Origin of the sequence: Pseudomonas sp. FSL W7-0098 (assembly GCF_005930585.1) — a bacterium.
GTDB classification, from domain to species: Bacteria; Pseudomonadota; Gammaproteobacteria; order Pseudomonadales; family Pseudomonadaceae; genus Aquipseudomonas; species Aquipseudomonas bubulae.
In genome coordinates this window covers 176,725-201,929 of the sequence record NZ_RXHW01000004.1, presented here as the reverse complement: position 1 = coordinate 201,929, position 25,205 = coordinate 176,725, and the positions used below count along the sequence as shown (strand labels likewise).

25 protein-coding genes and 1 pseudogene are annotated in these 25,205 nt (G+C 57.8%); 10 read left to right on the top strand and 16 right to left on the bottom strand.

Annotated elements, in window-relative coordinates:
• Nucleotides 1–10 precede the first annotated feature (10 nt).
• The 4 genes from spoT to FHL07_RS09050 form a co-directional block, all read right to left on the bottom strand.
• Nucleotides 11–2,116: a bifunctional GTP diphosphokinase/guanosine-3',5'-bis pyrophosphate 3'-pyrophosphohydrolase gene (gene spoT, locus FHL07_RS09065; RefSeq protein ID WP_016782708.1), complete on the bottom strand. Its 2,106-nt coding sequence runs from the start codon at nt 2,114–2,116 to the stop codon at nt 11–13.
• A 60-nt stretch (nt 2,117–2,176) separates the two neighbouring features.
• On the bottom strand, nt 2,177–2,440 hold the full coding sequence (gene rpoZ / locus FHL07_RS09060; protein ID WP_016782707.1) for a DNA-directed RNA polymerase subunit omega: 264 nt from the start codon (nt 2,438–2,440) through the stop codon (nt 2,177–2,179).
• Between the two features lie 168 nt (nt 2,441–2,608).
• Nucleotides 2,609–3,229, bottom strand: coding sequence for a guanylate kinase (gene gmk, locus FHL07_RS09055; protein ID WP_016782706.1), 621 nt, complete (start codon nt 3,227–3,229; stop codon nt 2,609–2,611).
• A gap of 13 nt (nt 3,230–3,242) precedes the next feature.
• Nucleotides 3,243–4,106 carry a YicC/YloC family endoribonuclease gene (locus FHL07_RS09050; RefSeq protein ID WP_095017870.1) on the bottom strand — a complete coding sequence of 288 codons (864 nt, stop codon included), beginning with the start codon at nt 4,104–4,106 and terminating at the stop codon, nt 3,243–3,245.
• Nucleotides 4,107–4,312: 206 nt separating this feature from the next.
• Between FHL07_RS09050 and rph the strand changes: the two genes are divergently transcribed.
• The 3 genes from rph to FHL07_RS09035 all read left to right on the top strand — a co-directional run bounded on the left by rph (nt 4,313) and on the right by FHL07_RS09035 (nt 7,366).
• The gene (gene rph / locus FHL07_RS09045) at nt 4,313–5,035 is read left to right on the top strand and encodes a ribonuclease PH (protein WP_016782701.1); all 723 of its coding nucleotides are present in this window, start codon (nt 4,313–4,315) and stop codon (nt 5,033–5,035) included.
• A gap of 49 nt (nt 5,036–5,084) precedes the next feature.
• On the top strand, nt 5,085–5,453 hold the full coding sequence (locus FHL07_RS09040) for a DUF4870 domain-containing protein (protein WP_094999718.1): 369 nt from the start codon (nt 5,085–5,087) through the stop codon (nt 5,451–5,453).
• 638 nt (nt 5,454–6,091) lie between these two features.
• Nucleotides 6,092–7,366: a hypothetical protein gene (locus tag FHL07_RS09035; RefSeq protein ID WP_138738395.1), complete on the top strand. Its 1,275-nt coding sequence runs from the start codon at nt 6,092–6,094 to the stop codon at nt 7,364–7,366.
• Nucleotides 7,367–7,442: 76 nt separating this feature from the next.
• On the opposite strand, the gene FHL07_RS09030 is transcribed toward FHL07_RS09035, so the two are convergent.
• Nucleotides 7,443–8,222: an exodeoxyribonuclease III gene (locus FHL07_RS09030; RefSeq protein ID WP_016782698.1), complete on the bottom strand. Its 780-nt coding sequence runs from the start codon at nt 8,220–8,222 to the stop codon at nt 7,443–7,445.
• A gap of 83 nt (nt 8,223–8,305) precedes the next feature.
• Here FHL07_RS09030 and pyrE point away from each other — a divergent pair, with 83 nt between their 5' ends.
• On the top strand, nt 8,306–8,947 hold the full coding sequence (gene pyrE / locus FHL07_RS09025) for an orotate phosphoribosyltransferase (protein ID WP_094999720.1): 642 nt from the start codon (nt 8,306–8,308) through the stop codon (nt 8,945–8,947).
• A gap of 62 nt (nt 8,948–9,009) precedes the next feature.
• Here pyrE and argB read toward each other — a convergent pair whose 3' ends face one another.
• The 4 genes and pseudogenes from argB to coaBC all read right to left on the bottom strand — a co-directional run bounded on the left by argB (nt 9,010) and on the right by coaBC (nt 13,087).
• Complete coding sequence (argB, locus tag FHL07_RS09020) at nt 9,010–9,915, bottom strand: acetylglutamate kinase (protein WP_016782696.1); 906 nt, start codon at nt 9,913–9,915, stop codon at nt 9,010–9,012.
• Between the two features lie 25 nt (nt 9,916–9,940).
• Nucleotides 9,941–11,362 (bottom strand): annotated as a pseudogene (locus FHL07_RS09015) (phosphomannomutase/phosphoglucomutase); the annotation flags it as partial.
• 55 nt (nt 11,363–11,417) lie between these two features.
• The gene (gene dut, locus FHL07_RS09010; RefSeq protein ID WP_016782694.1) at nt 11,418–11,873 is read right to left on the bottom strand and encodes a dUTP diphosphatase; all 456 of its coding nucleotides are present in this window, start codon (nt 11,871–11,873) and stop codon (nt 11,418–11,420) included.
• 5 nt (nt 11,874–11,878) lie between these two features.
• A complete protein-coding gene (gene coaBC / locus FHL07_RS09005; protein ID WP_138738394.1) occupies nt 11,879–13,087 on the bottom strand; it encodes a bifunctional phosphopantothenoylcysteine decarboxylase/phosphopantothenate--cysteine ligase CoaBC in 1,209 nt (402 codons plus the stop codon).
• Between the two features lie 122 nt (nt 13,088–13,209).
• On the opposite strand from coaBC, the gene radC reads away from it, so the two are divergent.
• Nucleotides 13,210–13,884, top strand: coding sequence for a RadC family protein (radC, locus tag FHL07_RS09000; RefSeq protein WP_095017867.1), 675 nt, complete (start codon nt 13,210–13,212; stop codon nt 13,882–13,884).
• A gap of 3 nt (nt 13,885–13,887) precedes the next feature.
• On the opposite strand, the gene FHL07_RS08995 is transcribed toward radC, so the two are convergent.
• Nucleotides 13,888–15,474, bottom strand: coding sequence for an ABC transporter substrate-binding protein (locus tag FHL07_RS08995; RefSeq protein ID WP_130872185.1), 1,587 nt, complete (start codon nt 15,472–15,474; stop codon nt 13,888–13,890).
• A 512-nt stretch (nt 15,475–15,986) separates the two neighbouring features.
• Between FHL07_RS08995 and rpmB the strand changes: the two genes are divergently transcribed.
• Both rpmB and rpmG read left to right on the top strand, forming a co-directional pair.
• Nucleotides 15,987–16,220: a 50S ribosomal protein L28 gene (gene rpmB, locus FHL07_RS08990; protein ID WP_019410280.1), complete on the top strand. Its 234-nt coding sequence runs from the start codon at nt 15,987–15,989 to the stop codon at nt 16,218–16,220.
• A gap of 11 nt (nt 16,221–16,231) precedes the next feature.
• Nucleotides 16,232–16,387 carry a 50S ribosomal protein L33 gene (gene rpmG, locus FHL07_RS08985; protein WP_003437824.1) on the top strand — a complete coding sequence of 52 codons (156 nt, stop codon included), beginning with the start codon at nt 16,232–16,234 and terminating at the stop codon, nt 16,385–16,387.
• Nucleotides 16,388–16,457: 70 nt separating this feature from the next.
• Here rpmG and FHL07_RS08980 read toward each other — a convergent pair whose 3' ends face one another.
• Together FHL07_RS08980 and FHL07_RS08975 are read right to left on the bottom strand one after the other, a co-directional pair.
• Entirely contained in the window at nt 16,458–16,751 is a 294-nt protein-coding gene (locus FHL07_RS08980) for an I78 family peptidase inhibitor (protein ID WP_094999726.1), read from the bottom strand.
• A 211-nt stretch (nt 16,752–16,962) separates the two neighbouring features.
• Nucleotides 16,963–17,325, bottom strand: coding sequence for a cupin domain-containing protein (locus FHL07_RS08975; RefSeq protein WP_094999727.1), 363 nt, complete (start codon nt 17,323–17,325; stop codon nt 16,963–16,965).
• Between the two features lie 170 nt (nt 17,326–17,495).
• On the opposite strand from FHL07_RS08975, the gene FHL07_RS08970 reads away from it, so the two are divergent.
• Nucleotides 17,496–18,989, top strand: a complete 1,494-nt coding sequence (locus tag FHL07_RS08970) for an aldehyde dehydrogenase (protein WP_094999728.1) — start codon at nt 17,496–17,498, stop codon at nt 18,987–18,989.
• Between the two features lie 246 nt (nt 18,990–19,235).
• On the opposite strand, the gene FHL07_RS08965 is transcribed toward FHL07_RS08970, so the two are convergent.
• The gene (locus FHL07_RS08965; RefSeq protein WP_138738393.1) at nt 19,236–20,786 is read right to left on the bottom strand and encodes a phospholipase D family protein; all 1,551 of its coding nucleotides are present in this window, start codon (nt 20,784–20,786) and stop codon (nt 19,236–19,238) included.
• A gap of 32 nt (nt 20,787–20,818) precedes the next feature.
• Complete coding sequence (locus FHL07_RS08960) at nt 20,819–22,240, bottom strand: aminotransferase-like domain-containing protein (protein ID WP_094999730.1); 1,422 nt, start codon at nt 22,238–22,240, stop codon at nt 20,819–20,821.
• A gap of 169 nt (nt 22,241–22,409) precedes the next feature.
• Here FHL07_RS08960 and FHL07_RS08955 point away from each other — a divergent pair, with 169 nt between their 5' ends.
• Complete coding sequence (locus FHL07_RS08955; protein ID WP_094999731.1) at nt 22,410–22,643, top strand: DUF1127 domain-containing protein; 234 nt, start codon at nt 22,410–22,412, stop codon at nt 22,641–22,643.
• A gap of 31 nt (nt 22,644–22,674) precedes the next feature.
• Here the strand turns inward: FHL07_RS08955 and FHL07_RS08950 are convergent, their stop codons facing one another.
• Complete coding sequence (locus FHL07_RS08950) at nt 22,675–23,976, bottom strand: NAD(P)/FAD-dependent oxidoreductase (protein ID WP_095038490.1); 1,302 nt, start codon at nt 23,974–23,976, stop codon at nt 22,675–22,677.
• Between the two features lie 147 nt (nt 23,977–24,123).
• On the opposite strand from FHL07_RS08950, the gene FHL07_RS08945 reads away from it, so the two are divergent.
• Nucleotides 24,124–24,477 carry a YkgJ family cysteine cluster protein gene (locus FHL07_RS08945; protein ID WP_003437837.1) on the top strand — a complete coding sequence of 118 codons (354 nt, stop codon included), beginning with the start codon at nt 24,124–24,126 and terminating at the stop codon, nt 24,475–24,477.
• Nucleotides 24,478–24,567: 90 nt separating this feature from the next.
• Here FHL07_RS08945 and FHL07_RS08940 read toward each other — a convergent pair whose 3' ends face one another.
• On the bottom strand, nt 24,568–25,056 hold the full coding sequence (locus FHL07_RS08940; protein ID WP_016782681.1) for an Lrp/AsnC ligand binding domain-containing protein: 489 nt from the start codon (nt 25,054–25,056) through the stop codon (nt 24,568–24,570).
• Nucleotides 25,057–25,205 lie beyond the last annotated feature (149 nt).

The following is a 25,205-nucleotide window of genomic DNA, read 5'->3' as shown; positions in this document are numbered from 1 at the left end:
AATTAGATGGCTACGCACGCATGCGAGTGATGCGGATAACCCCGGTAAGGGCGCGCAGTTTTTTGATCACGCGGGCCAGGTGTACACGGTCGTGTACGCTGACCACCAGTTGGACCACGCTGATGCGACCATCGCGTTCGTCCATGCTGATCTTTTCGATATTGCCGTCGGCAGCGTTGACGCTGCTGGCCAACAGCGCAATCAGGCCGCGCTGGTGTTCCAGTTCGACGCGCAATTCAACGTTGAACTCGCCGGTAACGTCCTTGGCCCACGACAGCTGAATGCACTTTTCGGGGTTGTGGCGGATTTCACTGATATTGCGGCAGTTGTCCAGGTGCACGACCATGCCTTTGCCTGCGGACAAATGGCCAACGATCGGATCCCCCGGGATCGGCGTACAGCATTTGGCGTAGCTGAGCACCAGGCCTTCGGTGCCGCGAATCGCCAGCGGGCCTTCCGGGCTCGGCAATGCTTCGCCTTCGCCCAACAGGCGTCGGGCCACCACGTAGGCCATGCGATTGCCGAGGCCGATATCTTCGAGCAGGTCTTCGATCTGCTCCAGGCGGTACTCCTGGAGCATGGCCTGAACGCGTTCGGCCGGGATCTTGTCCAGCGCGCTGTTGAAGCCGTTAAGCACCTTGTTGAGCAGGCGTTCGCCCAGGTTGACCGACTCGGAACGGCGTTGCAGCTTGAGCGCATGGCGAATATGGGTACGCGCCTTGCCGGTGACCACAAAGTTAAGCCAGGCCGGGTTGGGGCGGGCGCCGGGAGCGCTGACGATCTCGACCGTGGAGCCGCTTTGCAGCGGCTCGGACAGCGGTGCGAGACGCCGGTTGATGCGACAGGCGATGCAGCTGTTGCCCACGTCGGTGTGCACCGCGTAGGCAAAGTCGACGGCCGTGGAGCCTTTGGGCAGCTCCATGATCCGTCCTTTGGGCGTAAACACGTAGACCTCGTCCGGGAACAGGTCGATCTTCACGCTTTCGATAAATTCGAGGGAGTTGCCGGCGCGTTGCTGCATTTCCAGCACGCCCTTGACCCATTGCCGCGCCCGGGCGTGGGTGCCCGTGTGCTGCTCGTCGCCACTGGACTTGTAAAGCCAGTGGGCGGCGATGCCGTTGTTGGCCATTTCTTCCATTTCACGGGTACGGATCTGGATCTCGATCGGTACGCCATGCATGCCAAACAGCGTGGTATGCAACGACTGGTAGCCGTTGGCCTTGGGAATGGCGATGTAGTCCTTGAACCGGCCCGGCAGGGGCTTGTACAAATTATGTACAGCGCCCAGCACGCGGTAGCAGGTGTCGACCTTGTCGACGATGATCCGGAATGCGTAAACATCCATGATCTCGTTAAAAGCCCGGCGTTTGCCGCGCATCTTCTTGTAGATGCCGTAGATATGCTTTTGACGACCGCTGACTTCGCCCTGAATGCCATCGATGGCCAGGCAGTGGCTGAGCGATTCTTCAATTTTGTTGACGATTTCCTTGCGATTGCCCCGAGCGCGTTTGACCGCCTGATAAATGCGCGCGGAGCGCATCGGGTACATCGCCTTGAAACCGAGGTCTTCGAATTCGATACGAATGCTGTGCATGCCCAGCCGATTGGCGATGGGTGCGTAGATTTCCAGGGTTTCCTTGGCAATCCGTCGGCGTTTTTCGCCGGACAGCACTTCGAGGGTGCGCATGTTGTGCAGACGGTCAGCCAGCTTCACCAGGATCACGCGGATATCGCGTGCCATGGCCATGGCCATCTTCTGGAAGTTTTCAGCCTGGGCTTCGGCCTTGGTTTCGAAGTTCATCTGAGTCAGCTTGCTGACTCCATCGACCAGGTCGGCCACGGTTTCGCCGAACTGCGCTACCAGCGCTTCCTTGGCAATACCGGTGTCTTCAATCACGTCATGCAGCATGGCCGCCATCAGGCTCTGATGGTCCATATGCATGTCGGCAAGGATATTTGCCACTGCCAGCGGGTGCGTGACATAAGGCTCGCCGCTGCGTCGGCGTTGGCCGTCGTGGGCTTGTTCTGCGTAGAAGTACGCCCGGCGGACCAGATTGACCTGGTCCGGGCCGAGGTACGCCGACAAGCGATCGGCGAGGGCGTCTATGCTCGGCATGAGGAAACCTCCTGCCAAAACTTTTTACCCTTCGCCGTGCTACGTCGACCGGGCATAGGCTTAGTTCGCCTCGTTGGACTCGTCCTCGAACGCTGCGAACAGCGGTTCGTCTTCGACGATTTCAGCGTTGGCGATAAACTCGTAGCTCATCAGGCCTTCTGCGATTTCGCGCAGGGCAACAACGGTAGGCTTGTCGTTTTCCCACTGCACCAGAGGCTCTTTACCGCCGGTGGCCAGTTGACGGGCACGCTTGGTAGAGAGCATGACCAGCTCAAAGCGGTTATCCACGTGTTCTAGACAGTCTTCAACGGTTACGCGGGCCATGGTCTTCCTCGTAGCAAATGCAATATGCGCGCTGCCCGGATGGGCGAGCGGACTGAACAGTTTAAAAAATCACCAGCCATTAGGGAAGCGCTGATTTTTCCGTCACTGCTCCTAAAACCTCTGTAAGCGCCAATGTAAAGCCCTTACAGGGGTTTTGGGAAGTGTTCATTAACCGAGCAGTTCGGCCAGTAATTTGCCAAAACGCTGTTGCTGGCGTTTTTGCTGAAGGCGATTGGCACGGAAAATGGCCTTCAAGTCTTCAAGTGCCAGGGCAAAATCGTCGTTGATGATCAGGTAGTCATAGTCCACATAGTGGCTCATTTCACTCACGGCTTCGCGCATGCGTGCGTCAATGATTTCGTCGCTGTCCTGGCCACGGTTGTCCAGACGCTGACGCAAGGCTTCCTGGCTCGGCGGCAGGATAAAGATCGAGCGCGCCTGCGGCATCAGCTTGCGCACCTGCTCTGCACCTTGCCAGTCGATTTCCAGAATCAGGTCGTGGCCTTCATCCAGGGTCTGCTGCAGGTGGCTTTGCGAAGTGCCGTAAAGGTTGCCGAACACTTCGGCACGTTCCAGGAAGTCACCGTGCTCGATCATTTTCACGAACTCTTCGCGCTCGACAAAATGATAGTTCACGCCATTCACTTCACCTGGGCGCATGGCACGGGTGGTGTGCGAGACCGATACCCGGATCTGCGGCTCAACGTCGATCAATGCCTTGACCAGGCTGGTCTTGCCTGCGCCCGAAGGAGCAGAAACGATATAAAGGGTGCCAGTGCTGTGGGTCATGTCAGGGTGTGCCTTACTCAATATTCTGTACTTGTTCACGCATCTGCTCGATCAACACCTTGAGGTTGACCGCCGCTTGGGTACTGCGTGGATCGAATGCCTTGGAGCCCAGGGTATTGGCCTCGCGATTCAGTTCTTGCATCAGGAAGTCCAGGCGTCGCCCGGCAGCACCCCCCGACTTGAGTACGCGGCGTACTTCAAGAATATGGGTGCTCAGGCGGTCCAGCTCTTCGGCCACGTCGCTTTTTTGCGCGAGCAGAACCATTTCCTGTTCAAGGCGCTGGGGGTCAAGCTCGGCCTTCATGTCGGCAAAGCGATCGAGGACCTTTTGACGCTGGGTGGCGAGCATTTGCGGTACCAGCTCGCGCAGGGTTTCGACATCGCTTTCGATGGCGGTCAAGCGATCGCTGATCAGGCGGGCCAGTTCCGCGCCTTCGCGCTCACGGCCGTTTTTCAGTTCTTGCAGGCCTTGCTTGAACAGCGCCAGGGCCTGGGTGTTCAAGGCTTGCGGGTCGCTGGCATCGGCTACCAGAACACCGGGCCAGGCCAGGACTTCCAGCGGGTTGAGCGCGGCAGGCTGCTTGATCAGGCTGGCGATGGTCTCGGCGGCGGCCACCAGCTGGGCGGCACGCTCGCGGTCAACCTGCAGCGGCTTGCCGGTGGTTTCTTCAGTGAAACGCAAAGTGCATTCCAGCTTGCCCCGGGAGATGCCCTGGCGCAGCGCTTCACGCACCGCGCCCTCGAGGTCACGGAAAGATTCAGGCAGACGCAGGTGCGGCTCCAGGTAGCGGCTGTTGACCGAACGCAGCTCCCAACTCAGGGTGCCCTGAGTGCCGGCGCTTTCGACGCGGGCAAAGGCGGTCATGCTGTGCACCATGGACGGTACCTCGCGATTGGATGAGTTAAGCCTGGCGGCAGGTTAGACGACAGATTGTAACGCAGTGCGGGCAACTGCCCCAAATGGCGTCGGTCGTAAATACATCCAATCTTCGTTCCCCGCCAGGGTTCACAGACGCGCCCTGCGCAGCCATGGCCTTTCCTTTATAATGCTCGGCAGTTTTCCGTCCCGTACAGGTATCCCACATGAAACGTCCAAGTGGTCGCGTTGCCGATCAGCTCCGCCCGATCCGCATCACCCGCAACTACACCAAACACGCAGAGGGTTCTGTACTGGTCGAGTTCGGTGACACCAAAGTCATCTGCACCGTCAGCGTCGAGAATGGCGTACCGCGGTTCCTCAAAGGCCAGGGCCAGGGCTGGCTGACTGCCGAATACGGCATGCTGCCACGCGCCACCGGCGACCGTAACCAGCGCGAAGCCAGCCGCGGCAAGCAAGGCGGGCGCACCCTGGAAATCCAGCGCCTGATCGGCCGCTCCCTGCGTGCTGCACTGGATATGTCCAAACTGGGCGATATCACTTTGTACGTCGACTGCGACGTAATCCAGGCTGACGGCGGCACCCGCACTGCCTCGATCACCGGCGCCATGGTTGCTCTGGTCGACGCCCTGAAGATCATCAAGAAGCGTGGCGGCCTCAAAGGCGGTGACCCGATCAAGCAGATGATCGCGGCGGTATCGGTGGGCATGTACCAGGGCGTACCGGTACTTGACCTGGACTATCCTGAAGATTCGGCAGCCGAAACCGACCTCAACGTGGTGATGACCAGCAGCGGCGGTTTCATCGAAGTTCAGGGCACCGCCGAAGGCGCACCGTTCCAGCCTGAAGAGCTGAACGCCATGCTGGCACTGGCACAAAAAGGCATGAACGAAATTTTTGCCCTGCAACAAGCGGCATTGGCCGACTAAATTGCCGGATTGACTGTCAAAGCCTTCAAACGACCAACCGGAGAACGTGATGAGTGAGCTGGATCTTTCAACACCCAAACCGGGCCGCGACGCCCGGAAATGGGCGATGTTCTGTCATTTTTCGGCGTTCCTCGGGATGTGGTTTCCGTTTGGCAGCCTGATCGGCCCGCTGATCCTGTGGCAGGTAAAGCGCGAGAGCGACCCGTTTATTGACGACCAGGGCAAGGAAGCACTGAACTTCCAGATCACCGTGGCGATTGCTTCGGCCATTTGCTATGTGCTGATGTTCGTGCTGATCGGCTTTGCGCTGCTGGGCCTGGTACTGATTGGCGCGGTAGTGCTGGTGGTGATTGCAGGGGTCAAGGCCAATGACGGGGTGGTGTACCGTTATCCCTTCACCTGGCGGCCGATCAAGTAAGGTTTCAGTCAGCAACTCAGGCACCTTGTAGAAAAGCCCACCTCGGTGGGCTTTTCTACGCTTGCTGATTGCGGGAGCCAAAACAACAGGTGAGTGGACGTCAGTACGATGCTTTGTTTATCCAGGCATTCGTTTAACGACAACTACTTACTTATGCGCGCTAAATAAACCATGCCTTTAAGAGAGCCTTATTTTAAAGCGCACCGTTATTTATCGCGCCATGTTAGTGCAATGGCCATCTGTGAATACCGAATTTAAATAAAGGCCAAGTGGCACTTGAAAATATGCTGTTGACTATTTGTTTTTACTCGTCTAGTTTTTATGTCGACTGCTTGATCAGTCTTCGCCACTATCTTTAAGGATAAAGATATTATGAAAACTGCCGTGATGAATTCTCAAAAAGGTGCTGCACCCCATTGCTCTGGCGGCAGTGGACACCGATAGAAGCAGAGATAGCGATCCAGTATTATAAAAACTTTTGTTTCTCAATAAAAATACCAAGCAATGTATCCCGTCCTGCCACCCGCGCTGGAAGTGGATGAAATCTGGCATCATCTTATCTTGGATATGCGAACTTATAGGGATGCCTGTTAGCCTATATTTGGGCATTGCATGATAACCCTATGGAAACGTCGAACGTGAAGTTGACCTATGAGCAAAATCTAAAGGAAAACTTATGGAATTTTATTGTCAGTCGACTCTTTCCATTTTTTGGCATTTCCATCGCTGCGGCGCTGCTCGCGCACAAGAATATTGCCGATCTTCCTGTGTTCGCCTATGTCCTGGCGATCTTTTCAGTTATATCTACCCTTTTCTACATGCCGCTGGCGGCTATTGGCAATATCGTTCATCATCAAAAAAATGCGCTCACTCCCCAGGCAGTCTTTGAGAGCGGACTGTCGATAGCGGTTTTATTCGCTGCCATTGCGTTTGCCGCAGCCCTTGCCGTATTCGCTTACCTCCCCTCCATCCGTTTTCTGGACAGCCTTGACAGGGATAAACTCTTTTACCTGTCTCTTATTTATATTCCGGCCATCCCTTTGCTGGTAATCAATACCTTCACCCATCTTTTCCACGAAGCCTCTGGACACTCCTTGCCGTGTGCAACCGTAAAGAAGTGGTGCACGTGTGCAGGCTGCGCATTCCTGATGTTTTGTTTTGTTTTTTGCAGCAAGCACGACTTTGTTTTCTTGGCTGTTGGCTACTTCTTGATTGTCGAAACAGCCCTCTTCATCTCCCTGGCCTGCCTCTCTATGCGGCTCGGATACCGGCACATCCTCGTCAAGCCAAAAATACTGGCAGACGTCGTTTCAATGGGCTTTCCTATTGCCGCCGGGGTAGCGGGGCAAAAATTGTACTTTTACCTGCTTAACGGAAAACTGCTGTCGCTGAATGAAAGCCTGGTTGCCGATCTTTCGATCTGTATGTCTATTATCGGATTTCTCAGCATTCCGGTCATAGCGTTCGCTCAGCTTCATAGCGTCTATACCAGCCAGCATATCGTGGATGCGGACAAGATCTACCCGCGCGGACAACTAGCCGCCGCCGTGCTCATGGCCGTGATTGCAGGGGGTTTTTATGCGCTGGGAAGCGGTTTGTTTTTTATCTTTGGCGACCGCTCGCTGACGTTTACCAGTGAAGGATTTGTGGCGATATGCATGTCGGTATTGAGCTCGCTTTACTTCTCGCTCACGGCAAGCCACTTGCGGGCAATGCGAGACACCCTGATCCCTCAAGTACTGATCAATACCTTTATGCTTGCAGGGTTTATCCCGGTCATTTACCTGTATGACTTTAATAGCCCTTCAATCTATCTATTCATCGTACTGCAGGCTGTTGTCACTTTTATTGCCGCTGTGCTTTTGCAGTACCGGATACGCACCTTGCATAAACGAACGCCCAGTTTCGCCTGAAAGTGCCTCGGATACAAAAAAGGCCCCCGCCCTTGATAACAGAGCGGGAGCCTTTTTCTGGATCTGCGATCAACACTTAGATAGTCAGTGTCCAGTCGTAGTCCACGATCAATGGCGCGTGCTGCGAGAAGCGTGGCTGACGCGGCATGCGAGCGCTTCGTACAAAGCGGCGCAAGCCCGGTGTCAGCAGCTGGTAGTCAAAACGCCAGCCCAGATTCAGCATCTCGGCCTGTTCGTTATCCGGCCACCAGCTGTACTGGTCACCTTCACGACTGACTTCACGCAGGGCATCGACATATCCCATGTTGCCGACAATCTCATCCATCCAGGCCCGTTCAGGCGCCAGGAAGCCGGGCGATTGCTGGCTGTCGCGCCAGTTTTTAATGTCGAGTTTCTGCTGCGCCACATACAGCGAGCCGCAGTAGATGTACTCACGACGCTTGCGACGCTGCTTATCCAGGTAGCGGGCAAAGTCGTCCATTAGCTTGAATTTTTGATTCAAGTCTTCATCGCCGTTCTGCCCCGAAGGGAGCAGCAAGGTCGCGATGCTGACCTTATCGAAATCGGCTTGCAGGTAGCGCCCGTAGCGATCGGCCGTCTCGAAGCCAAGCCCGGTGATGACTGCTTTCGGCTGTAGCCGCGAGTACAAAGCCACGCCACCTTGGGCGGGGACTTCGGCGTCACAGGCATAAAGAAAGTAGCCATCGAGCTGGTAGGCTGGATCGTCCAGTTCAAAGGCGGAGGCACGGGTGTCCTGCAGGCAGATAACGTCGGCATTCTGAGCTTGCAGCCAACTGAGCAAACCGCGCTCGACTGCCGTCTGAATACCATTGACGTTCACACTGATGATCCGCATAAATGGCCCCAAAAATCACGTGCGTGTATGATACACGCCGTCTTACTAATTAGCTAAATCCGTGGTATCTGGGGACTTTTTTCATGCAAGCGTATCAGCGCGATTTCATCCGCTTTGCCATCGATCGTGGCGTTTTGCGCTTCGGTGAGTTCACCCTGAAGTCGGGCCGTACCAGCCCTTACTTCTTCAATGCCGGGCTGTTCAACACCGGCTCTGCACTGGCCCAGCTGGGGCGCTTCTATGCTGCCGCCATCGTTGACAGCGGTATTTCCTTCGACGTGCTGTTTGGTCCGGCCTATAAGGGCATCCCCCTGGCGGCGACCACTGCCGTAGCGCTTGCCGAGCACCACGACCGTGATCTGCCGTGGTGCTTCAACCGCAAGGAAGCCAAGGCTCATGGCGAAGGCGGTAGCCTGGTTGGCTCGCCGCTTGAAGGCGATATCCTGATCATCGACGACGTGATCACGGCCGGTACCGCTATCCGTGAAGTGATGCAAATCATCCAGGCCCAGGGCGCCAAGGCGGCCGGCGTGATGATTGCCCTCAACCGTCAGGAGCGCGGCAATGGCGAGCTGTCGGCGATCCAGGAAGTCGAGCGCGACTTCGGTATTCCGGTGATCAGCATCGTTTCGTTGAACCAGGTTTTGCAGTTCCTGGCCGAAGACGAAACCCTCAAGCAATACCTGCCAGCCGTTGAAGCGTACCGGGCGCAGTACGGGATTTAATCCCCTCGCCCATCAAAAAGCCCCGCCCGGATCACTCCGGGCGGGGCTTTTTTTGGTTCTGCTTAAGCCGGTTTGCTGTTGGTAATCAGCGTACCCACACCGGTATCGGTGAAGATTTCCAGCAGTACGGCATTCGGCACGCGACCGTCGACGATATGCGCCGTGGTCACGCCACCTTGCACGGCTTCCAGCGCGCAGCGGATTTTTGGCAGCATGCCACCATAAATGGTGCCGTCGGCGATCAGGTCATCCACCTGAGCGGTAGTCAGGCCGGTCAGCACCTTGCCTTCCTTGTCCATCAAGCCGGCGATGTTGGTCAGCAGCATCAGTTTCTCGGCCTTGAGGGCTTCGGCAACCTTGCCTGCCACCAGGTCGGCGTTGATGTTGTAGGATTCGCCATTGGCGCCCACACCGATTGGCGCGATAACCGGGATGAAATCACCCTTGGTCAACATGTGCAGCAGGTCGGTATTGATGTCGATGACCTCGCCCACATGACCGAAGTCGATGATTTCCGGCTTGGTCATTTCCGGCGTCTGACGGGTCACGACCATCTTTTTGGCGCGAATCAGCGTCGCGTCCTTACCGGTCAGGCCGATGGCACTGCCGCCGTGGCGGTTGATCAGGTTGACGATTTCCTTGTTCACATGGCCGCCCAGCACCATTTCCACCACATCCATGGTTTGCGAGTCGGTCACGCGCATGCCGTCGATAAAATGGCTCTCGATGGATAAACGCTTGAGCAGATCACCGATTTGCGGGCCGCCACCGTGGACCACGACCGGGTTGATACCCACGGCCTTCATCAGCACGATGTCACGGGCAAAGCCGGTTTTCAGGTCATCGTTCTCCATAGCGTTGCCGCCGTACTTGATCACCAGCGTCTTGCCGACGTAACGGCGAATGTAGGGCAGCGCTTCGGACAAAACCTTGGCGACGTTGGAGGCGGCATCACGTTCGAGGGTCATTCAGGGCTCCGGTAGAACAAGTCGATCAAAACGGTAGTTGGAGATCAGGTGCCACACGCTTCAATTGAGCGTGAAAGACATCCTTGATGCGTTGCAGTTCGGCCTCTGTTTCGGCCTCGAATCGCAGCACCAGCACCGGCGTGGTGTTGGAGGCGCGAACCAGGCCCCAGCCATGAGGGTAGTCAACCCGCACACCATCAATGGACGTCAACTCGGCGGCCTCGCCCCATTGAGCATCGTGCAGAGCCTCAATGATGCTGAATTTGCTCTCGTCCGTCACATCGATATTGATTTCAGGCGTAGAAATATCGTTCGGGAAGGTCTCAAACAGCTCTTCAGCGGTTGCCTGACGCTTGCTGAGGATCTCCAGCAGGCGCGCAGCGCTGTAGATACCGTCGTCAAAACCGAACCAGCGCTCTTTGAAAAAGATATGCCCGCTCATTTCGCCAGCCAGCAGGGCGCCGGTTTCTTTCATTTTCTTTTTGATCAGGGAGTGACCGGTTTTCCACATCAGCGGGCGGCCGCCACAGGCTTCAATCCAGGGTGCCAGTCGACGTGTGCACTTCACGTCGAAAATGACCTCGGCTGCCGGGTTACGCTCCAGGACATCCTGGGCAAACAACATCAGCAAACGGTCCGGGAACACCATGGTGCCGGTGTTGGTCACCACGCCCACGCGATCGCCATCACCATCGAAGGCCAGGCCTACATCGGCATTGCTTTCCTTGACCTTGGCAATCAGGTCCACGAGGTTTTCCGGCTTGCCCGGGTCAGGGTGATGGTTGGGGAAGTTGCCATCCACCTCACAGAACAACGGGATCACTTCACAACCCAACGCTTCAATCAGTTGCGGTGCAATCACGCCAGCAGCGCCGTTGCCGCAATCGACCACTACCTTCAAGGGCTTGGCCAACTTGATGTCACGGGTAATCACTTCGGCGTAGCGCGACAAGATGTCAACGCGTTCAATGCTGCCTTCGCCCCAGGTCAAATCGTTGGTTTTCAGGCGTGTATGCAATGCCTGAATTTGTTCGTTGGCCAGCGTATCGCCCGCGATCACGATTTTAAAACCGTTGTAGTTCGACGGGTTGTGGCTGCCTGTGAGCATGACCCCCGACTTGCCTGCCAATACGTTAGCCGCGTAATACAGGGCGGGTGTCGGCACCAGCCCCACATCACTGACCTGGCAGCCACTGTCCGCCACACCCTGGATCAGGCGTTCGACCAGCTCAGGGCCCGACAAGCGCCCATCCCGACCTACCGACACATGGGGCTCACCCTTGGCCAGGCTCTCGGCGCCAATGGCGCGGCCTATCCAGTACGCGGTTTCAGCCGTCAAGGTTTCCGGCACCACGCCACGAATATCGTAGGCGCGAAAAATGCTGTCAGGGAATTTCGGTGCGACCGAAGCTGAGCTACTCATTGTAGGGGGAGACTCCATGTTCAGAGGGGTTCGGGGATGCGTGAAAGGCCAGGCAGGACGCCTGGCCTTGAAATACAAATCAGAGCTTGCCGGAGTGGCCAAAACCGCCAGCGCCACGCTGGCTTTCGTCGAACTCTTCGACCAGCTCAAAGTGCGCCTGCACTACCGGCACCAGCACCAGTTGAGCGATACGCTCGCCGATGGTGATGTTGAAGGCGGTCTGGCCACGGTTCCAGCACGACACCATCAGTTCGCCTTGATAGTCAGAGTCGATAAGGCCGACCAGGTTCCCCAGTACGATACCGTGCTTATGGCCCAGGCCCGAGCGCGGCAGGATCAGGGCGGCAAGGCCCGGGTCGCCGATGTACACCGACAGGCCGGTGGGGATCAGCAGGGTCTGGCCCGGCTCCAGAACGGTGTCTTCTTTAAGCATGGCGCGCAGGTCCAGGCCGGCAGAGCCAGGAGTGGCGTACTGCGGCAGCGGGAATTCGTTACCAATGCGAGGGTCGAGGATTTTGGCTTGCAAAGCGTGCATACGAGTTAAACCTGGTTCAGACGTTCGGCGATAAAAGTGACCAGCTGGCGGGCAATCTTGCCCTTGCTGGTCTGGGCAAATACGGTGGCGTGCAGTTCGCGATCGATCACGCTGCAGGCGTTCTCTTCGCTGTTGAAGCCGATGCTGGGGTTGGCCACATCATTGGCGACAATCAGGTCGAGGTTTTTGTCTTTGAGCTTGCGCGCAGCGTAATCGAGCAAGTTCTCGGTTTCTGCGGCAAAGCCGACACTGAAAGGGCGATCAGGGCGTGAAGCGATAGTGGCCAGAATGTCTGGATTGCGCACCATTTGCAGCAACAGGCCGTCACCCTTGGTAGGGTCTTTCTTTAGTTTTTGCGGGGCAATGACTTCCGGGCGGTAGTCTGCAACAGCAGCAGACGCTATAAACACGTCGCAGGGGATCGCCGCCTCACAGGCTGCGAGCATGTCACGGGCACTGACCACGTCGATACGGGTCACGCGATCCGGGGTCGGCAGGTGTACCGGGCCGGTAATCAGGGTCACACGGGCGCCGGCTTCCACTGCTGCTTCAGCTAGGGCGAAGCCCATTTTTCCGGAGCTGTGGTTGGTGATGTAGCGCACCGGGTCGATGTTTTCCTGGGTAGGGCCTGCGGTGATCAGCACGTGCTTGCCGGTTAGCACCTGACGCTGAAAACACTCGGCGGCGCAGCTCACCAGATCATCCGCTTCGAGCATGCGGCCAAAGCCCACGTCGCCACAGGCCTGGCTTCCGGAGGCCGGGCCAAACACGCGCAGGCCGCGGCTTTCGAGCAACCAGGTATTGGCCTGGGTAGCCGGGTCGCGCCACATGGCCTGGTTCATCGCCGGAGCGATGGCAACCGTGGCATCCGTGGCGAGCACCAGGGTGGTCAGCAGGTCATTGGCCAGGCCTTGGGCAAGGCGGGCAATCAGGTCAGCGGTTGCAGGTGCAATCAGTACCAGGTCGGCCCACTTGGCCAGCTCGATATGCCCCATGGCCGCTTCAGCCGCAGGGTCGAGCAAATCCAGATGAACGGGGTGCCCGGACAACGCCTGCATGGTCAGAGGCGTGATGAATTCGCTGCCGCCACGGGTCATGACAACCCTTACTTCCGCGCCTTGGTCCAGTAGACGGCGAACCAGCTCTGCACTCTTGTAAGCCGCGATGCCGCCGCCGACGCCCAAAACAATGCGTTTTCGATACAGCCGCTGCATAGGCCTGCCTTTTAGTTCGATGATGACTGCGCAGAAAATGGCCAAATGCCGCGCAAAAATGATGGGCTAAGATAACACAGCGCCTGCCAGGGAACAGCGGCGCCCATTTACAAGGAGGTGTTATGAGCATTCGAGATTGGCCTGCGGCGGAGCGCCCGCGGGAGAAGCTTTTGCAACACGGATCAGGCAGTCTTTCAGACGCCGAACTGCTGGCAATCTTCTTGCGCACCGGGGTTTCGGGCAAAAGTGCAGTCGATCTGGCGCGCCATCTGCTCAGCGAGTTTGGCAGCCTGCGGGCCTTGCTCGAAGCCGATCTGCGCGCATTCTGTCTCCCGCTCGGGCTGGGCCCGGCCAAGTTCAGCCAGTTGCAGGCCGTACTCGAAATGAGCCGCCGCCACCTGGCCGAACGCTTGCGCCGCGACAGCGCGCTGGAGAGCCCGCAAGTCGTTCGGGATTATCTCAAGTCATTGCTGCGTCATGAGCCACACGAAGCCTTCGGCTGCCTGTTTCTGGACTCCAGGCACCGCATGCTGGCCTTCGAGGTGCTGTTCAGGGGCTCGATAGACAGCGCCAGTGTCTACCCGCGCCAGGTGGTCAAGCGTGCCCTGGCGCACAATGCGGCAGCGGTGATTTTCTGCCACAACCATCCCTCGGGCATCAGCGACCCCAGCCAGGCTGACCGCACGTTGACCAAGCGCCTGATCCAGGCGCTTGATCTGATCGAAGTGCGGGTGCTGGATCATTTTATAGTCGGTGACGGCCAGCCGCTTTCAATGGTCGAGCGCGGCTGGATGTAAGGCTCAGGGCTTAACGCTGACTGTTGAAAAGTCTTGACGCCCAAACGGACTCACCTGATATCCCTGTACGTCTTTACGGGTCAGTGCGTAGGCCGTTGGATGGGCCAGCGGTAGCCACAGTGCCTGTTGCTGGATCTGCGCTTGCGCCTTTTGATACAAAGCACTGCGTTTGTCCTGATCGGTCAGGGTTTTGCCCTGGCTGATCAAACCGTCCAGCGCCTTGTCGCAATAACGCGCAAAGTTGGTTCCGGATTTCACTGCCGCACAGGAAAACTGCGGCGTGAGGAAGTTGTCCGGGTCACCGTTATCGCCTGCCCAGCCCATAAACAGCAGGTCATGCTCGCCAGCCTTGGCGCGACGGATCAGCTCGCCCCATTCGATCACCCGGATATCGGCCTGCACACCCACCTTGGCCAGGTCGGCTTGCAGCAACTGCGCGCCCAGGCTCGGGTTGGGATTGAGCACGCTGCCTGTCGGGCGCGTCCAGATCGTGGTTTTGAAGCCGTTTTTCAGACCCGCCCTGGCCAGCAATTCACGGGCTTTTTGCGGATTGTGGGCATAGCCCGGCAAGTCTTTGGCATAACTCCAGGTGGTCGCCGGGTAAATACCGTTGGCCGCTTGGGCGCTGTTTTCAAACACGGCCTTGAGATAAGTGTCCTTGTCGAAAGCCAGATTGATGGCCTGACGTACCTCGGGTTTATCCAGCGGTGGATGCTGGCTATTGATGGCCACAAACGCGGTCATGAAGGCCGGGGTCTGCGCTACAGCCAGCGCTGGATCCTTGGCGGCAGCTGCGACGTCCAGCGGCTTGGGCGAGAGAGCAATCTGGCATTCATTGCGACGCAATTTTTGCAGCCGCACGTTGGCGTCCGGGGTGATGGCAAAAATCAGCCCGTCAACGGCTGGCTTGCCGGCAAAGTAGTCCGGGTTGGCCTTGTAGCGCACCACCGCGTCTTTCTGGAAACGGTTGAATACAAAAGGCCCGGTACCTATCGGCTGGCTGTTCATCAGCTCCGGTGTGCCTGCTTTCATCAGCTTGTCGGCATATTCGGCCGAGTAGATCGAGGCAAAGCCCATGCTCAGCGCTGGCAAAAAGGTCGAATCAGGGCGACTCAGGGTGAAGCGCACGGTCAGCGGATCCGGAGTTTCAATTTTTTTGATCAGCTCAGGCAACTGCAAGGATTGTGCGTGGGGAAAACCGCTTTGCGCCACCTTGTGCCATGGGTTGGCAGGGTCAAGCATGCGTTCGAAGCTGAAACGTACGTCATCGGCATTCAACTCACGGCTTGGGGAAAAATAAGGCGTGCTGTGGAACTTGATCCCGGGGCGCAGCTTGAAATCGTACACAAGACCTTCAGGGGACACTGACCAGCTTTGCGCCAGTGAAGGCACCAGCTTCGCGGCTTTAGCGTCAAAGTCCAGCAGGCGGTTCATCAGCACGTCTGCCGAGGCATTGGTGGTACTGAGCGAGTTGTACTGCACAACGTCGAACCCTTCAGGGCTGGCCTCGGTGCAAACGCTCAAGGTGGCCGCGTGTACGAGCGGGCTCAGGCAAAAGGTGAGCAAAAAGGGGACGGCAGCGAGGCGCATGATCTGTTTCCTGTACAAGTCGATAAGGCCCATCTGCAAGTGCAGTCTGGAAAAGTCTTACCCTAGTGTTCTGGTACTCAAATGACCACTTTTTAATGGCATTCGACATCCTGTAGTCGCTGTCGCAGGCCGGGAAAGGGCTTCCAGGGCCTTGAGCAAGCGTGAAAAGGCGACCACTACGTGCTCGATCGCAGCCTTCGGCAGCGGCTACGAGCGGGCACCAGCCCCCGATACCTTTCACCCAGCGACGAGCGGTAAAACGCCACAAGGCATAGACGCCGCGCGGATTGGCGTTAAAATGGCGGCTTCATTAATTACACCAAATCACACTGCTTGTTGTTGCTCTTTAGTCTTTCTGGTATAAAGCAGCGCTCTTTTCTAGGGGCCCGGTTCCTGCGTTTGTAGGTGTAGCCGGTAAGACCCTTAAAGAAACGCGGCGCCTGGCGCCATGACTGAGAGATTAAGCGGCCAACCCATGCCGGGTTGGGCATGTGGTTTTAGAGGGCTGAGGCATGTCGAGAGTCTGTCAAGTTACCGGTAAGGGTCCGGTGACTGGGAATAACATTTCCCACGCAAATAACAAAACCCGTCGTCGTTTCCTGCCGAACCTGCAGCATCACCGCTTCTGGGTTGAAGAAGAGAAACGTTTCGTACGTCTGCGCGTATCTGCTAAAGGCATGCGTATCATCGACAAGCGTGGCATCACTGTCGTGCTGGCCGAAATCCGCCGTGCTGGCAAGATCTAAGGGAGCTAATCATGCGTGAATTGATCCGTTTGGTGTCGAGCGCTGGTACAGGCCATTTCTACACCACTGATAAGAACAAGCGCACCACTCCGGACAAAATCGAAATCAAAAAATTCGATCCGCGGGTTCGCAAGCACGTGATCTACAAAGAAGCCAAAATCAAGTAATTGGTTTTTCTTCTTACGAAAAAGGCCCATATCTCACGATACGGGCCTTTTTTGTGCGCGTTTGTCAGCCTTAGCCGCACATATAGCTCTGCATAAGGTTGTTTTCGTCGACGACCACGCGAAGGCGGTCTGCGTTGTGCTCTCGGGTGTAGCCTATGCCCGGCCTCTCGACACGCAACTCGGTTGCCCCGGACTCCCGGCGCAGCATCTCCAGCAAAGCAGGCGTCGCCTCAGGCGCAACCAGAAAATTGATCGCAACCGTTTTGCACTTGCCGTCCTCCTCAGCCATCGCGGGCATGGAGCAAAACCCCAGCAGGACGCTGGTGGTCAACAACAGGCGTTTCAAAGTATTCAGACTGGACATGGGGCTTCCCTGTTTTCAGATAAATGAAATAACGCTGCGGGCCTGCTCATTCCTTAAGTGCCCGGCGTTCTCCCAAGACTGGCTCACATTGACGCGAAGGGCGCTGGCGACGTATTTCTGAATTTGTAGCCTGTAGCCCTGGAGGGCAGGCATAAAAAAGCCCCGCCATCAAAGCGTGGCAGGGCTTGTTGAAGGCTCTGGATCAGCTGTCTCAGGCCTTGCTCTCAAAGACTACGTAAATTTTCCGACAGGGCTCCAGCACTTCCCATGTCCCTTTGAATCCCGCTGGGATGACAAAGCGATCGCCGGCGCGCAGGGTCTTGGCGTTACCTTCATGGTCACGCAAAACGGAAACGCCCTGCACGATCTCGCAGTATTCGTGCTCGGTGTAATTGACGGTCCACTGGCCCACAGCTCCTTCCCACACCCCGGCGTTCATTTGCCCACAGGGGCTGTCGTAGTGGTTGTGGATAACTTGCTCAGGGTTGCCTTTAAGCACCTTTTCCGGGGCCGGGCTAAAACGTTCAGCCTGGGTATTGGCAGTGCTGAAGTCGACTACGCTTGCGATGCTCATCTTTGTTATCCCCCCCGAAATTGCGGCATGTGTGGTCAGCAAAATTAAAGTCTATGTTTATTAAAACGAACAAGCCATGGTGTTTACGCCACCTGTGTCAAATATATTGAAAGTTCCAGGGCCACTGGTTTAGGGTGGCGCTTCCATTTCAACAAGAGGAGGACACTCGAATGACCACCCTGACGCGTGCTGACTGGGAACAACGGGCCCAACAGCTGAAAATCGAAGGTCGCGCCTTCATCAACGGTGAATACACCGATGCGGTCTCCAATGAAACGTTCGAGTGTCTGAGCCCGGTCGATGGCCGTTTGCTGGGTAAGGTTGCCAGCTGCGACAGCGCTGACGCCCAGCGCGCCGTGGAAGTGGCCCGCAAGACGTTCGAGTCCGGCGTCTGGTCCCGCCTGGCTCCGGCCAAGCGCAAAGCCGCAATGATCCGCTTTGCCGGCCTGCTCAAGCAAAACGCTGAAGAACTGGCCCTGCTTGAAACCCTGGACATGGGCAAGCCGATCAGTGACTCCCTGCACATCGATGTGCCCGGTGCTGCCGGCGCGCTGAGCTGGAGCGGCGAGGCCATCGACAAGATCTACGACGAAGTCGCCGCCACCCCGCACGACCAACTGGGCTTGGTAACCCGCGAGCCGGTGGGCGTTGTCGCTGCCATTGTGCCGTGGAACTTCCCGCTGATGATGGCCTGCTGGAAACTGGGCCCGGCCCTGTCGACTGGTAACTCGGTCATCCTCAAGCCGTCCGAAAAGTCCCCTCTGACGGCTATCCGTATCGCTGCGCTGGCCGTTGAAGCCGGCATTCCAGCGGGCGTCTTCAACGTGCTGCCAGGCTACGGCCACACGGTCGGCAAGGCGCTGGCCCTGCATATGGACGTCGATACGCTGGTGTTTACCGGTTCGACCAAAATCGCCAAGCAGCTGATGATCTACGCTGGCGAGTCCAACATGAAGCGCATCTGGCTTGAAGCCGGTGGCAAGAGCCCGAACATCGTTTTCGCTGATGCGCCGGATCTGCAAGCGGCTGCCGAAGCCGCTGCCAGCGCCATTGCCTTTAACCAGGGTGAAGTTTGCACCGCGGGTTCGCGCCTGCTGGTGGAGCGCTCGATCAAGGACAAGTTCCTGCCGCTGGTGATCGACGCCCTCAAGGGCTGGAAGCCCGGCAACCCGCTGGACCCGGAAACCACCGTGGGCGCGCTGGTGGATACCCAGCAAATGAACACCGTGCTGTCGTACATCAAGTCCGGCCATAGCGAAGGCGCAAAACTGGTAGCAGGCGGTAATCAAATTCTGCAAGAAACCGGCGGCACCTACGTTGAACCGACCATTTTCGACGGCGTCAGCAATGCGATGAAAATCGCCCAGGAAGAAATCTTCGGCCCGGTATTGTCGGTTATCACCTTCGACAGTGCCGAAGAGGCCATCAAGATTGCCAACGACACGCCATACGGCCTGGCGGCGGCCGTCTGGACGGCCGATATCTCCAAGGCTCACCTGACCGCCAAGGCCCTGCGCGCCGGTAGCGTATGGGTCAACCAATACGATGGCGGCGACATGACCGCGCCGTTTGGTGGCTTCAAGCAGTCGGGCAACGGCCGTGACAAGTCTCTGCACGCGTTTGATAAATACACCGAGCTGAAGTCCACCTGGATCAAGCTGTAATCCTCTAAACGCAACACCCTGTGGGAGCGGGCTTGCCCGCGATGACAGCACCGGGTCTGATTGACAGACCGCGGTGCCTTCATCGCGAGCAAGCCCGCTCCCACAATGGTTTTTACACCACATAATTGGAGCACAGACATGCGTCGGGCGACTTGTTTCGCCGTGCTGGTCGCATACGTCTATAGAATCGCCGTCGATCAGCTCCCTCTCCCTCCGGGAGAGGGTTGGGGAGAGGGCAGCCGCCAATCAGAGCATTTTTTCCAGCCCCACACTTTTGCTGAACCAGGCATTGAGCCGGCGCCACCAGTTGCCCGGTTCATGATGCAAAGTGTGCAACTGGCCATTGTCTTCGGTCACCCAGACCATCTTGCCCTGCTCCAGTTTCGGCTCATAACTCAAGGCCGGGGCCATGCCCTGCAACGCCAGTTTGCGGGCCTCGGCGGCCAGCTCGGGGCTGTCCACCAGCACGCCGACTTCGGTGTTCCACAAGCCTGAACGCGGATCGAAATTGAATGAACCGATAAAGGATTTTTGCCGATCAAAGATCATCGCCTTGCTGTGCAGGCTCGAATCCGAACTCATCCCGGGCTTGAGCCAGTGCGGGCCACTGCCACCGCTGCTGCCCGGCTGGCGGCGCAATTCGAAGAGTTTGACCCCATGCTCCAGCAGCGCCTTGCGATAGGGTGCATAACCGCCATGCACCACGGGCACGTCTGTAGCCTCCAGGGAGTTGGTCAATAAACGTACATCGACCCCGGCATCGGCGCGGCCCGTCAGGTACACCAGCCCGGTTTCACCCGGCACAAAGTAGGCTGAAACCAGAATCAGCTCCTGATTAACGCCTACCAGCTCCGGCGCCAGTTGTGTGGTCAGCAGTAGATGCGGGTCAGGCTCATCCCGGGCCAGCACCTTGCTCGGAGCATCCCACAGCGCCTGATTCCAGGCCCAGATCAGCTCCTTGCGCCACACGTCGAGCTGCGGGCGGGTTTCGTATGAGGCCAGCTCCTGATAGAGCGCCGGGTTGCGTTGCTGCGCACGCTTGAGCGAGGTCTCCAGTTGTTTGCGTGCCTTGCCCAGCTCCTGCTCAGAGAGTTGCGAGGAGACAAAATCACCAATCGGCTGGCTCAGGGCACTGTTCCAGTACTGATCGAAGCTGTGCCCCAATTGCTCGGCCACCGGGCCGACGCCAAGCAGGTCGATATCGGTAAAATTCAGCTCCGGCTTGGCATCGAAGTACTCATCGCCCAGATTGCGCCCGCCCACGATCGCCGCACTGTTATCGGCCAGCCAGAGTTTGTTGTGCATGCGCCGGTGCTGGCGCGAGAGGTTGAACAGCCGTCCCATCGCCCGGGTTACACCCGTTCCACGGCCCAGTTGCAGGGGGTTGAACAGGCGAATCTGGATATTGGGATGAGCGGCGAGGGTGGCCAGGATATCGTCCAGGCCATCACTGGCGGTGTCATCGAGCAGGATGCGCACACGCACGCCGCGATCTGCGGCCTTGAGCAATTCGTCAATCAGCATGCGCGTACTCAAGCCGTCGTGGACGATGTAGTACTGCAGGTCGAGGCTGGTTTGCGCGTTGCGAATCAACTCGGCCCGGGCCCTGAAGGCTTCGCCGCTGTTGGGCAGCAGCCTGAACCCCGAGCGACCTTGATACGGCGCGGCCTGGGCCTGGATCGAGCGGCCAAAGGCCGAGTCTGCGGCGGGTAACGCCTGGGTGGGTTCACGGGGTACGTCCAACGTGGCACAGCCTCCCAGCAAGACGACTAAAAACAATGCGCAAAGTGATTTCAACGGGTAAAGCCTCGGGCCAGACGTCACTGGAGTTAAACGGTATCTGCCAGCAGTTTACTGGCTGCCATACCCACTTTGCGCACCGCTTCTTCGATCTGCGGCGTAGGCTTTGCAGCGTAGTTCATGCGCAAGCAATTACGGTACTTGCCCGAAGCCGAAAAAATACTGCCCACCGCGATCTGCACGCCCTGGTCCAGCAACATGCGGTTGAGGCGCAGGCTGTCGAAGCCGTCAGGCAGCTCAAGCCACAGCATAAAGCTGCCCTGGGGCCTGCTGGCACGGGTGCCGGGCGGAAAGTAGCGGCTGATCCAGCCCAGCATCAGGTCGCGATTGCGCTGGTATTGGCTGCGCATTTTGCGCAGGTGCGGCTCGAAATGACCGTTTTTCAGGAAGTCGGCAACCGCCAGTTGCGGCTGCGGTGCGCAAGAGCCGGTGCTGATGTATTTCATGTGCAGCACCCGCTCCAGATAACGCCCCGGCGCCACCCAGCCAACGCGCAAGCCGGGGGCCAGGGTTTTGGAGAATGAACTGCACAGCAGGACACGACCGTCATCGTCGAAGGACTTGATGGTTCGCGGGCGAGGGTAGGTGTAGGCCAGTTCGCCGTACACATCGTCTTCAATGATCGCCACATCAAAACGTTGGGCCAGGGTCACCAGCGCCCGCTTGCGGGCTTCGGGCATGATGTAGCCCAGTGGGTTGTTGCAACTGGGGGTGAGCTGGATAGCCTTGATCGGCCACTGTTCCAGGGCCAGTTCCAGGGCTTCGAGGCTGATGCCGGTCAGCGGATCGGTAGGGATCTCCAGGGCCTTCATCCCCAGGCCCTTGAGGGTTTGCATGGCGCCATGAAAGCTTGGCGAGTCGACCGCGACGATATCACCCGGTTCGCACACGGCTCGAATACTGCACGACAAGGCCTCATGGCAGCCCGTGGTGATTACCAGATCTTCTGCGCCCAACTGGCAGCCCGAATCGAGCAACAACCGCGCCACCTGCTCGCGCAGGCCGAGTACCCCGTAGACGTTGTCGTAATACAGACCGGGCAAGTCCAGGCGCCGGCTGATTTGCGCCAGGCTGCGCAACAGCGGCTTGATGGTTGGCGTGGTGACGTCCGGCATGCCGCGCCCCAACTGGATCACGTCCTTTTGCGGCACTGAGCGAACCAGTTCCAGCACTTGCTCCCACTGTGAAATTTCCACGGGTCGCTGGGCAGGTTTACCCATGCCCGGCAGGGCGGGCAGCTCACGCTCCATCGGCACGAAGTACCCGGACTTGGGCCGCGGCGACGCCAGGCCATTGTCCTCCAGCAAGCGATACGCCTGCTGCACCGTACTCAGGCTCACACCATGCTCGGCGCTTAGCGCCCGCACCGACGGCAAACGGTCGCCAGGGCGATAAAAGCCCTGCTCGATGCGCGTACCGAGCAGGTCGGCGAGGTTGACATAAAGGGTCATGGCAGAACTCCCGAAGGGTGGACCAGTACAGATGGGGCGTAAACCAAGGATTCAGCGCCTGAAATGGCAGATCTGTATGTATTTAAAAAGACTTTGCTGAATCTGTCATGGTTTCCAGCGCACGGCCATCATGCTGACTCATGGCAATCGAGTCAAAAGGAGCTGTCTGATGAATGGTTTGAGCGATGTGCGCCTGACGCTGCACAGCCAACAATTACTGGCTGAGCATGAAGCCCGTCAAGTCACCAGCACCCCGGCCGGTCTTGGGGTGTGGGGGCTGTTCTGCCACCGTGCTCGCAGTCGCCGGATGCTGCTGAACCTGGACGAACAGCAGCTGCGCGATGTGGGGTTGACCCGCGAAATGGCCCGGCAGGAAGGCTGCAAGCCATTTTGGCGTTCGTAACCAAACCTGCGGCAGCGGCTACAGGTTTGAATCAGCGCAGCTCTTTTAACCGGTGCCACAGCATCCCCAGCGCCAGCAATGGCGAACGCAGGTATTTGCCACCCGGGAAGGTGATATGCGGGACCTTGGCAAACAGATCAAAACCGTCACTGTGCTGGCCACTGATAGCTTCGGCCAGCAACTTGCCCGCCAGGTGGGTTGCGTTAACCCCGTGCCCTGAATACGCCTGGGCGTAATACACATTGGGATGCTCTTGCAGGCGGCCGATCTGCGGCAGGCGGTTGGCACCAATGCCGATCATGCCGCCCCACTGGTAGTCGATTTTCACGTCTTTAAGATGCGGGAACACCTCGAGCATTTTAGGACGCATGTACGCGGCAATATCCTGCGGATCCCGCCCAGAATAATGACAGGCCCCACCGAATAACAGACGCCGATCTGCCGAAAGACGGTAGTAGTCCAGCGCCACGCGCTGGTCGCACACGGCCATGTTCTGTGGCAGCAAGGCGTGAGCCCGGGCTTCGCTCAACGGCTCGGTGGCAATGATGTAGCTGCCCGCAGGCAGCACTTTGCCGCTTAGTTGCGGGTTGAGGTCCTTGAGATAGGCGTTGCAGCCCAGTACCAGACTTTTGGCCCGCACTGAGCCCTGGGCCGTGTGCACCCGTACTTCAGGGCCATAATCGATGCGGGTTACTGCGGAGTTTTCAAACAGCTTTACACCCAGTTGCGCAGCGGCCGCTGCTTCGCCCAGCGCCAGATTCAGCGGGTGCAAATGACCCGAGCCCATATCGACAAAGCCGCCGACATACCGGTCCGAACCCACCACGCTGTGCACTTCGTTGGCCTGCAACAGACGGGTTTCATGGCGATAACCCAGATCGCGCAGCTCCTGGGCCTCTTCAGCAAAACCTTCAAGGTCACGGGGTTTGTTGGCCAGGTCGCAATAGCCCCAGGTCAGGTCACAGGCAATATTGAAACGCTCGACGCGCTGGCGCACGATTTCCACCGCCTCCAACCCCATCAGCTTCATTTGCCGCACACCGTCCTTGCCGATGATGCCTTCAAACTGCTCAACACCATGGCCGACCCCGCGAATCAGTTGCCCGCCATTGCGCCCGCTGGCGCCCCAACCGATCTTGTGCGCTTCCAGCAAGACCACGCTCATGCCGCGCTCGGCCAGCTCCAGCGCCGTATTCAGGCCGGAAAAGCCACCGCCCACCACACACACATCCGCCACCAGCTCGCCCTGCAACACCGGATGATCGGGTTGTGGCAGGCTGCTGGCGGCGTAATAAGAAGCGGTGTGCTGGCTGCGCTGAACAGGGGCGTTCATGTGCGTAATCCTGATTATTGATGTTTGGAAAATTTGACGGAGCATAAGCCGTGCCATTCCCGTGGGGCAAGAACAGCCGAATGGCCCTGTCTAGGGCAGGGGTTTTCAGGCAGACTCTGCGGCCTTTTCTCAATCGGTACGTTCTGGATGAGCTGTAACAGTCACAAGATCCGCTTTCTCAGGCAGCAAATCCCCTCGTTCGAATGCGTGCCGGGTTGCCATGACTGCTGCGGGCCTGTGACCACTTCATCCGAAGAAATGGCCCGCTTGCCGCGCAAGACGGCTGCCGAACAAGAAGCAGCAATGGATGAGCTGAACTGTGTGCATCTGGGGCCCAATGGCTGCACGGTGTATGAAGAGCGGCCATTGATCTGTCGGTTGTTTGGCACTACCCCCACCTTGCCGTGCCCCAACGGTCGACGCCCGGTAGAGATGATTCACCCCAGCGCAGAGAAGCTGGTGCATGAGTACATCGCCAGTACGCGGCAGGTGCTGGTCTAGATCAAGAGCCCCCTCACCCTGACCCTCTCCCGGAGGGAGAGGGGACTAAAGGCAAAAGCCGGTCTGCGCAGCCCCTCTAAGGGAAAGCCGTCAATCTGCAATCGGCAGATTCAGGCTCTCTTTGACTTCTTCCATCACGATATAGCTTTTGGACTCACGCACGTGGGGCAGCTTGAGCAAGATGTCACCCAGCAGCTTGCGGTAAGAAGCCATCTCGCTGATCCGCGCCTTCACCAGATAGTCGAAGTCCCCCGACACCAGATGACACTCCAGCACATGGGGCAACTTCAACACGGCGCGTCGGAATTCATCAAAGGTATCGCCTGATTTGTAGTCCAGGCTGATTTCCACAAATACCAGCAGGCTGCCCTGTAAATGTTGCGGGTTCAGCCGGGCGTTGTAGCCCATGATGATCCCTTCACGTTCCAGCCTGCGCACTCGTTCTGTACAGGGAGTGGTCGACAACCCAACCTTCTCTCCCAGCTCGGTAAACGAGATGCGGCCATCGACCTGGAGGATGCGCAAAATGTTGCGATCTATCTTGTCCAATTCACGCTTTGTTTGATGATTTGTACGCATAGGAGATTCTCCTCCGTGAAAAGGGTTATGCCCGAGAATTGTCGCCAAATATAGCTTCTTATACAGTGAATACCACTGCTCAATGCTTCATATACTGCGCTCATCTTTGCATCGAACAATAAACGTCTGCGGCTGGCCGCGATGAGGGA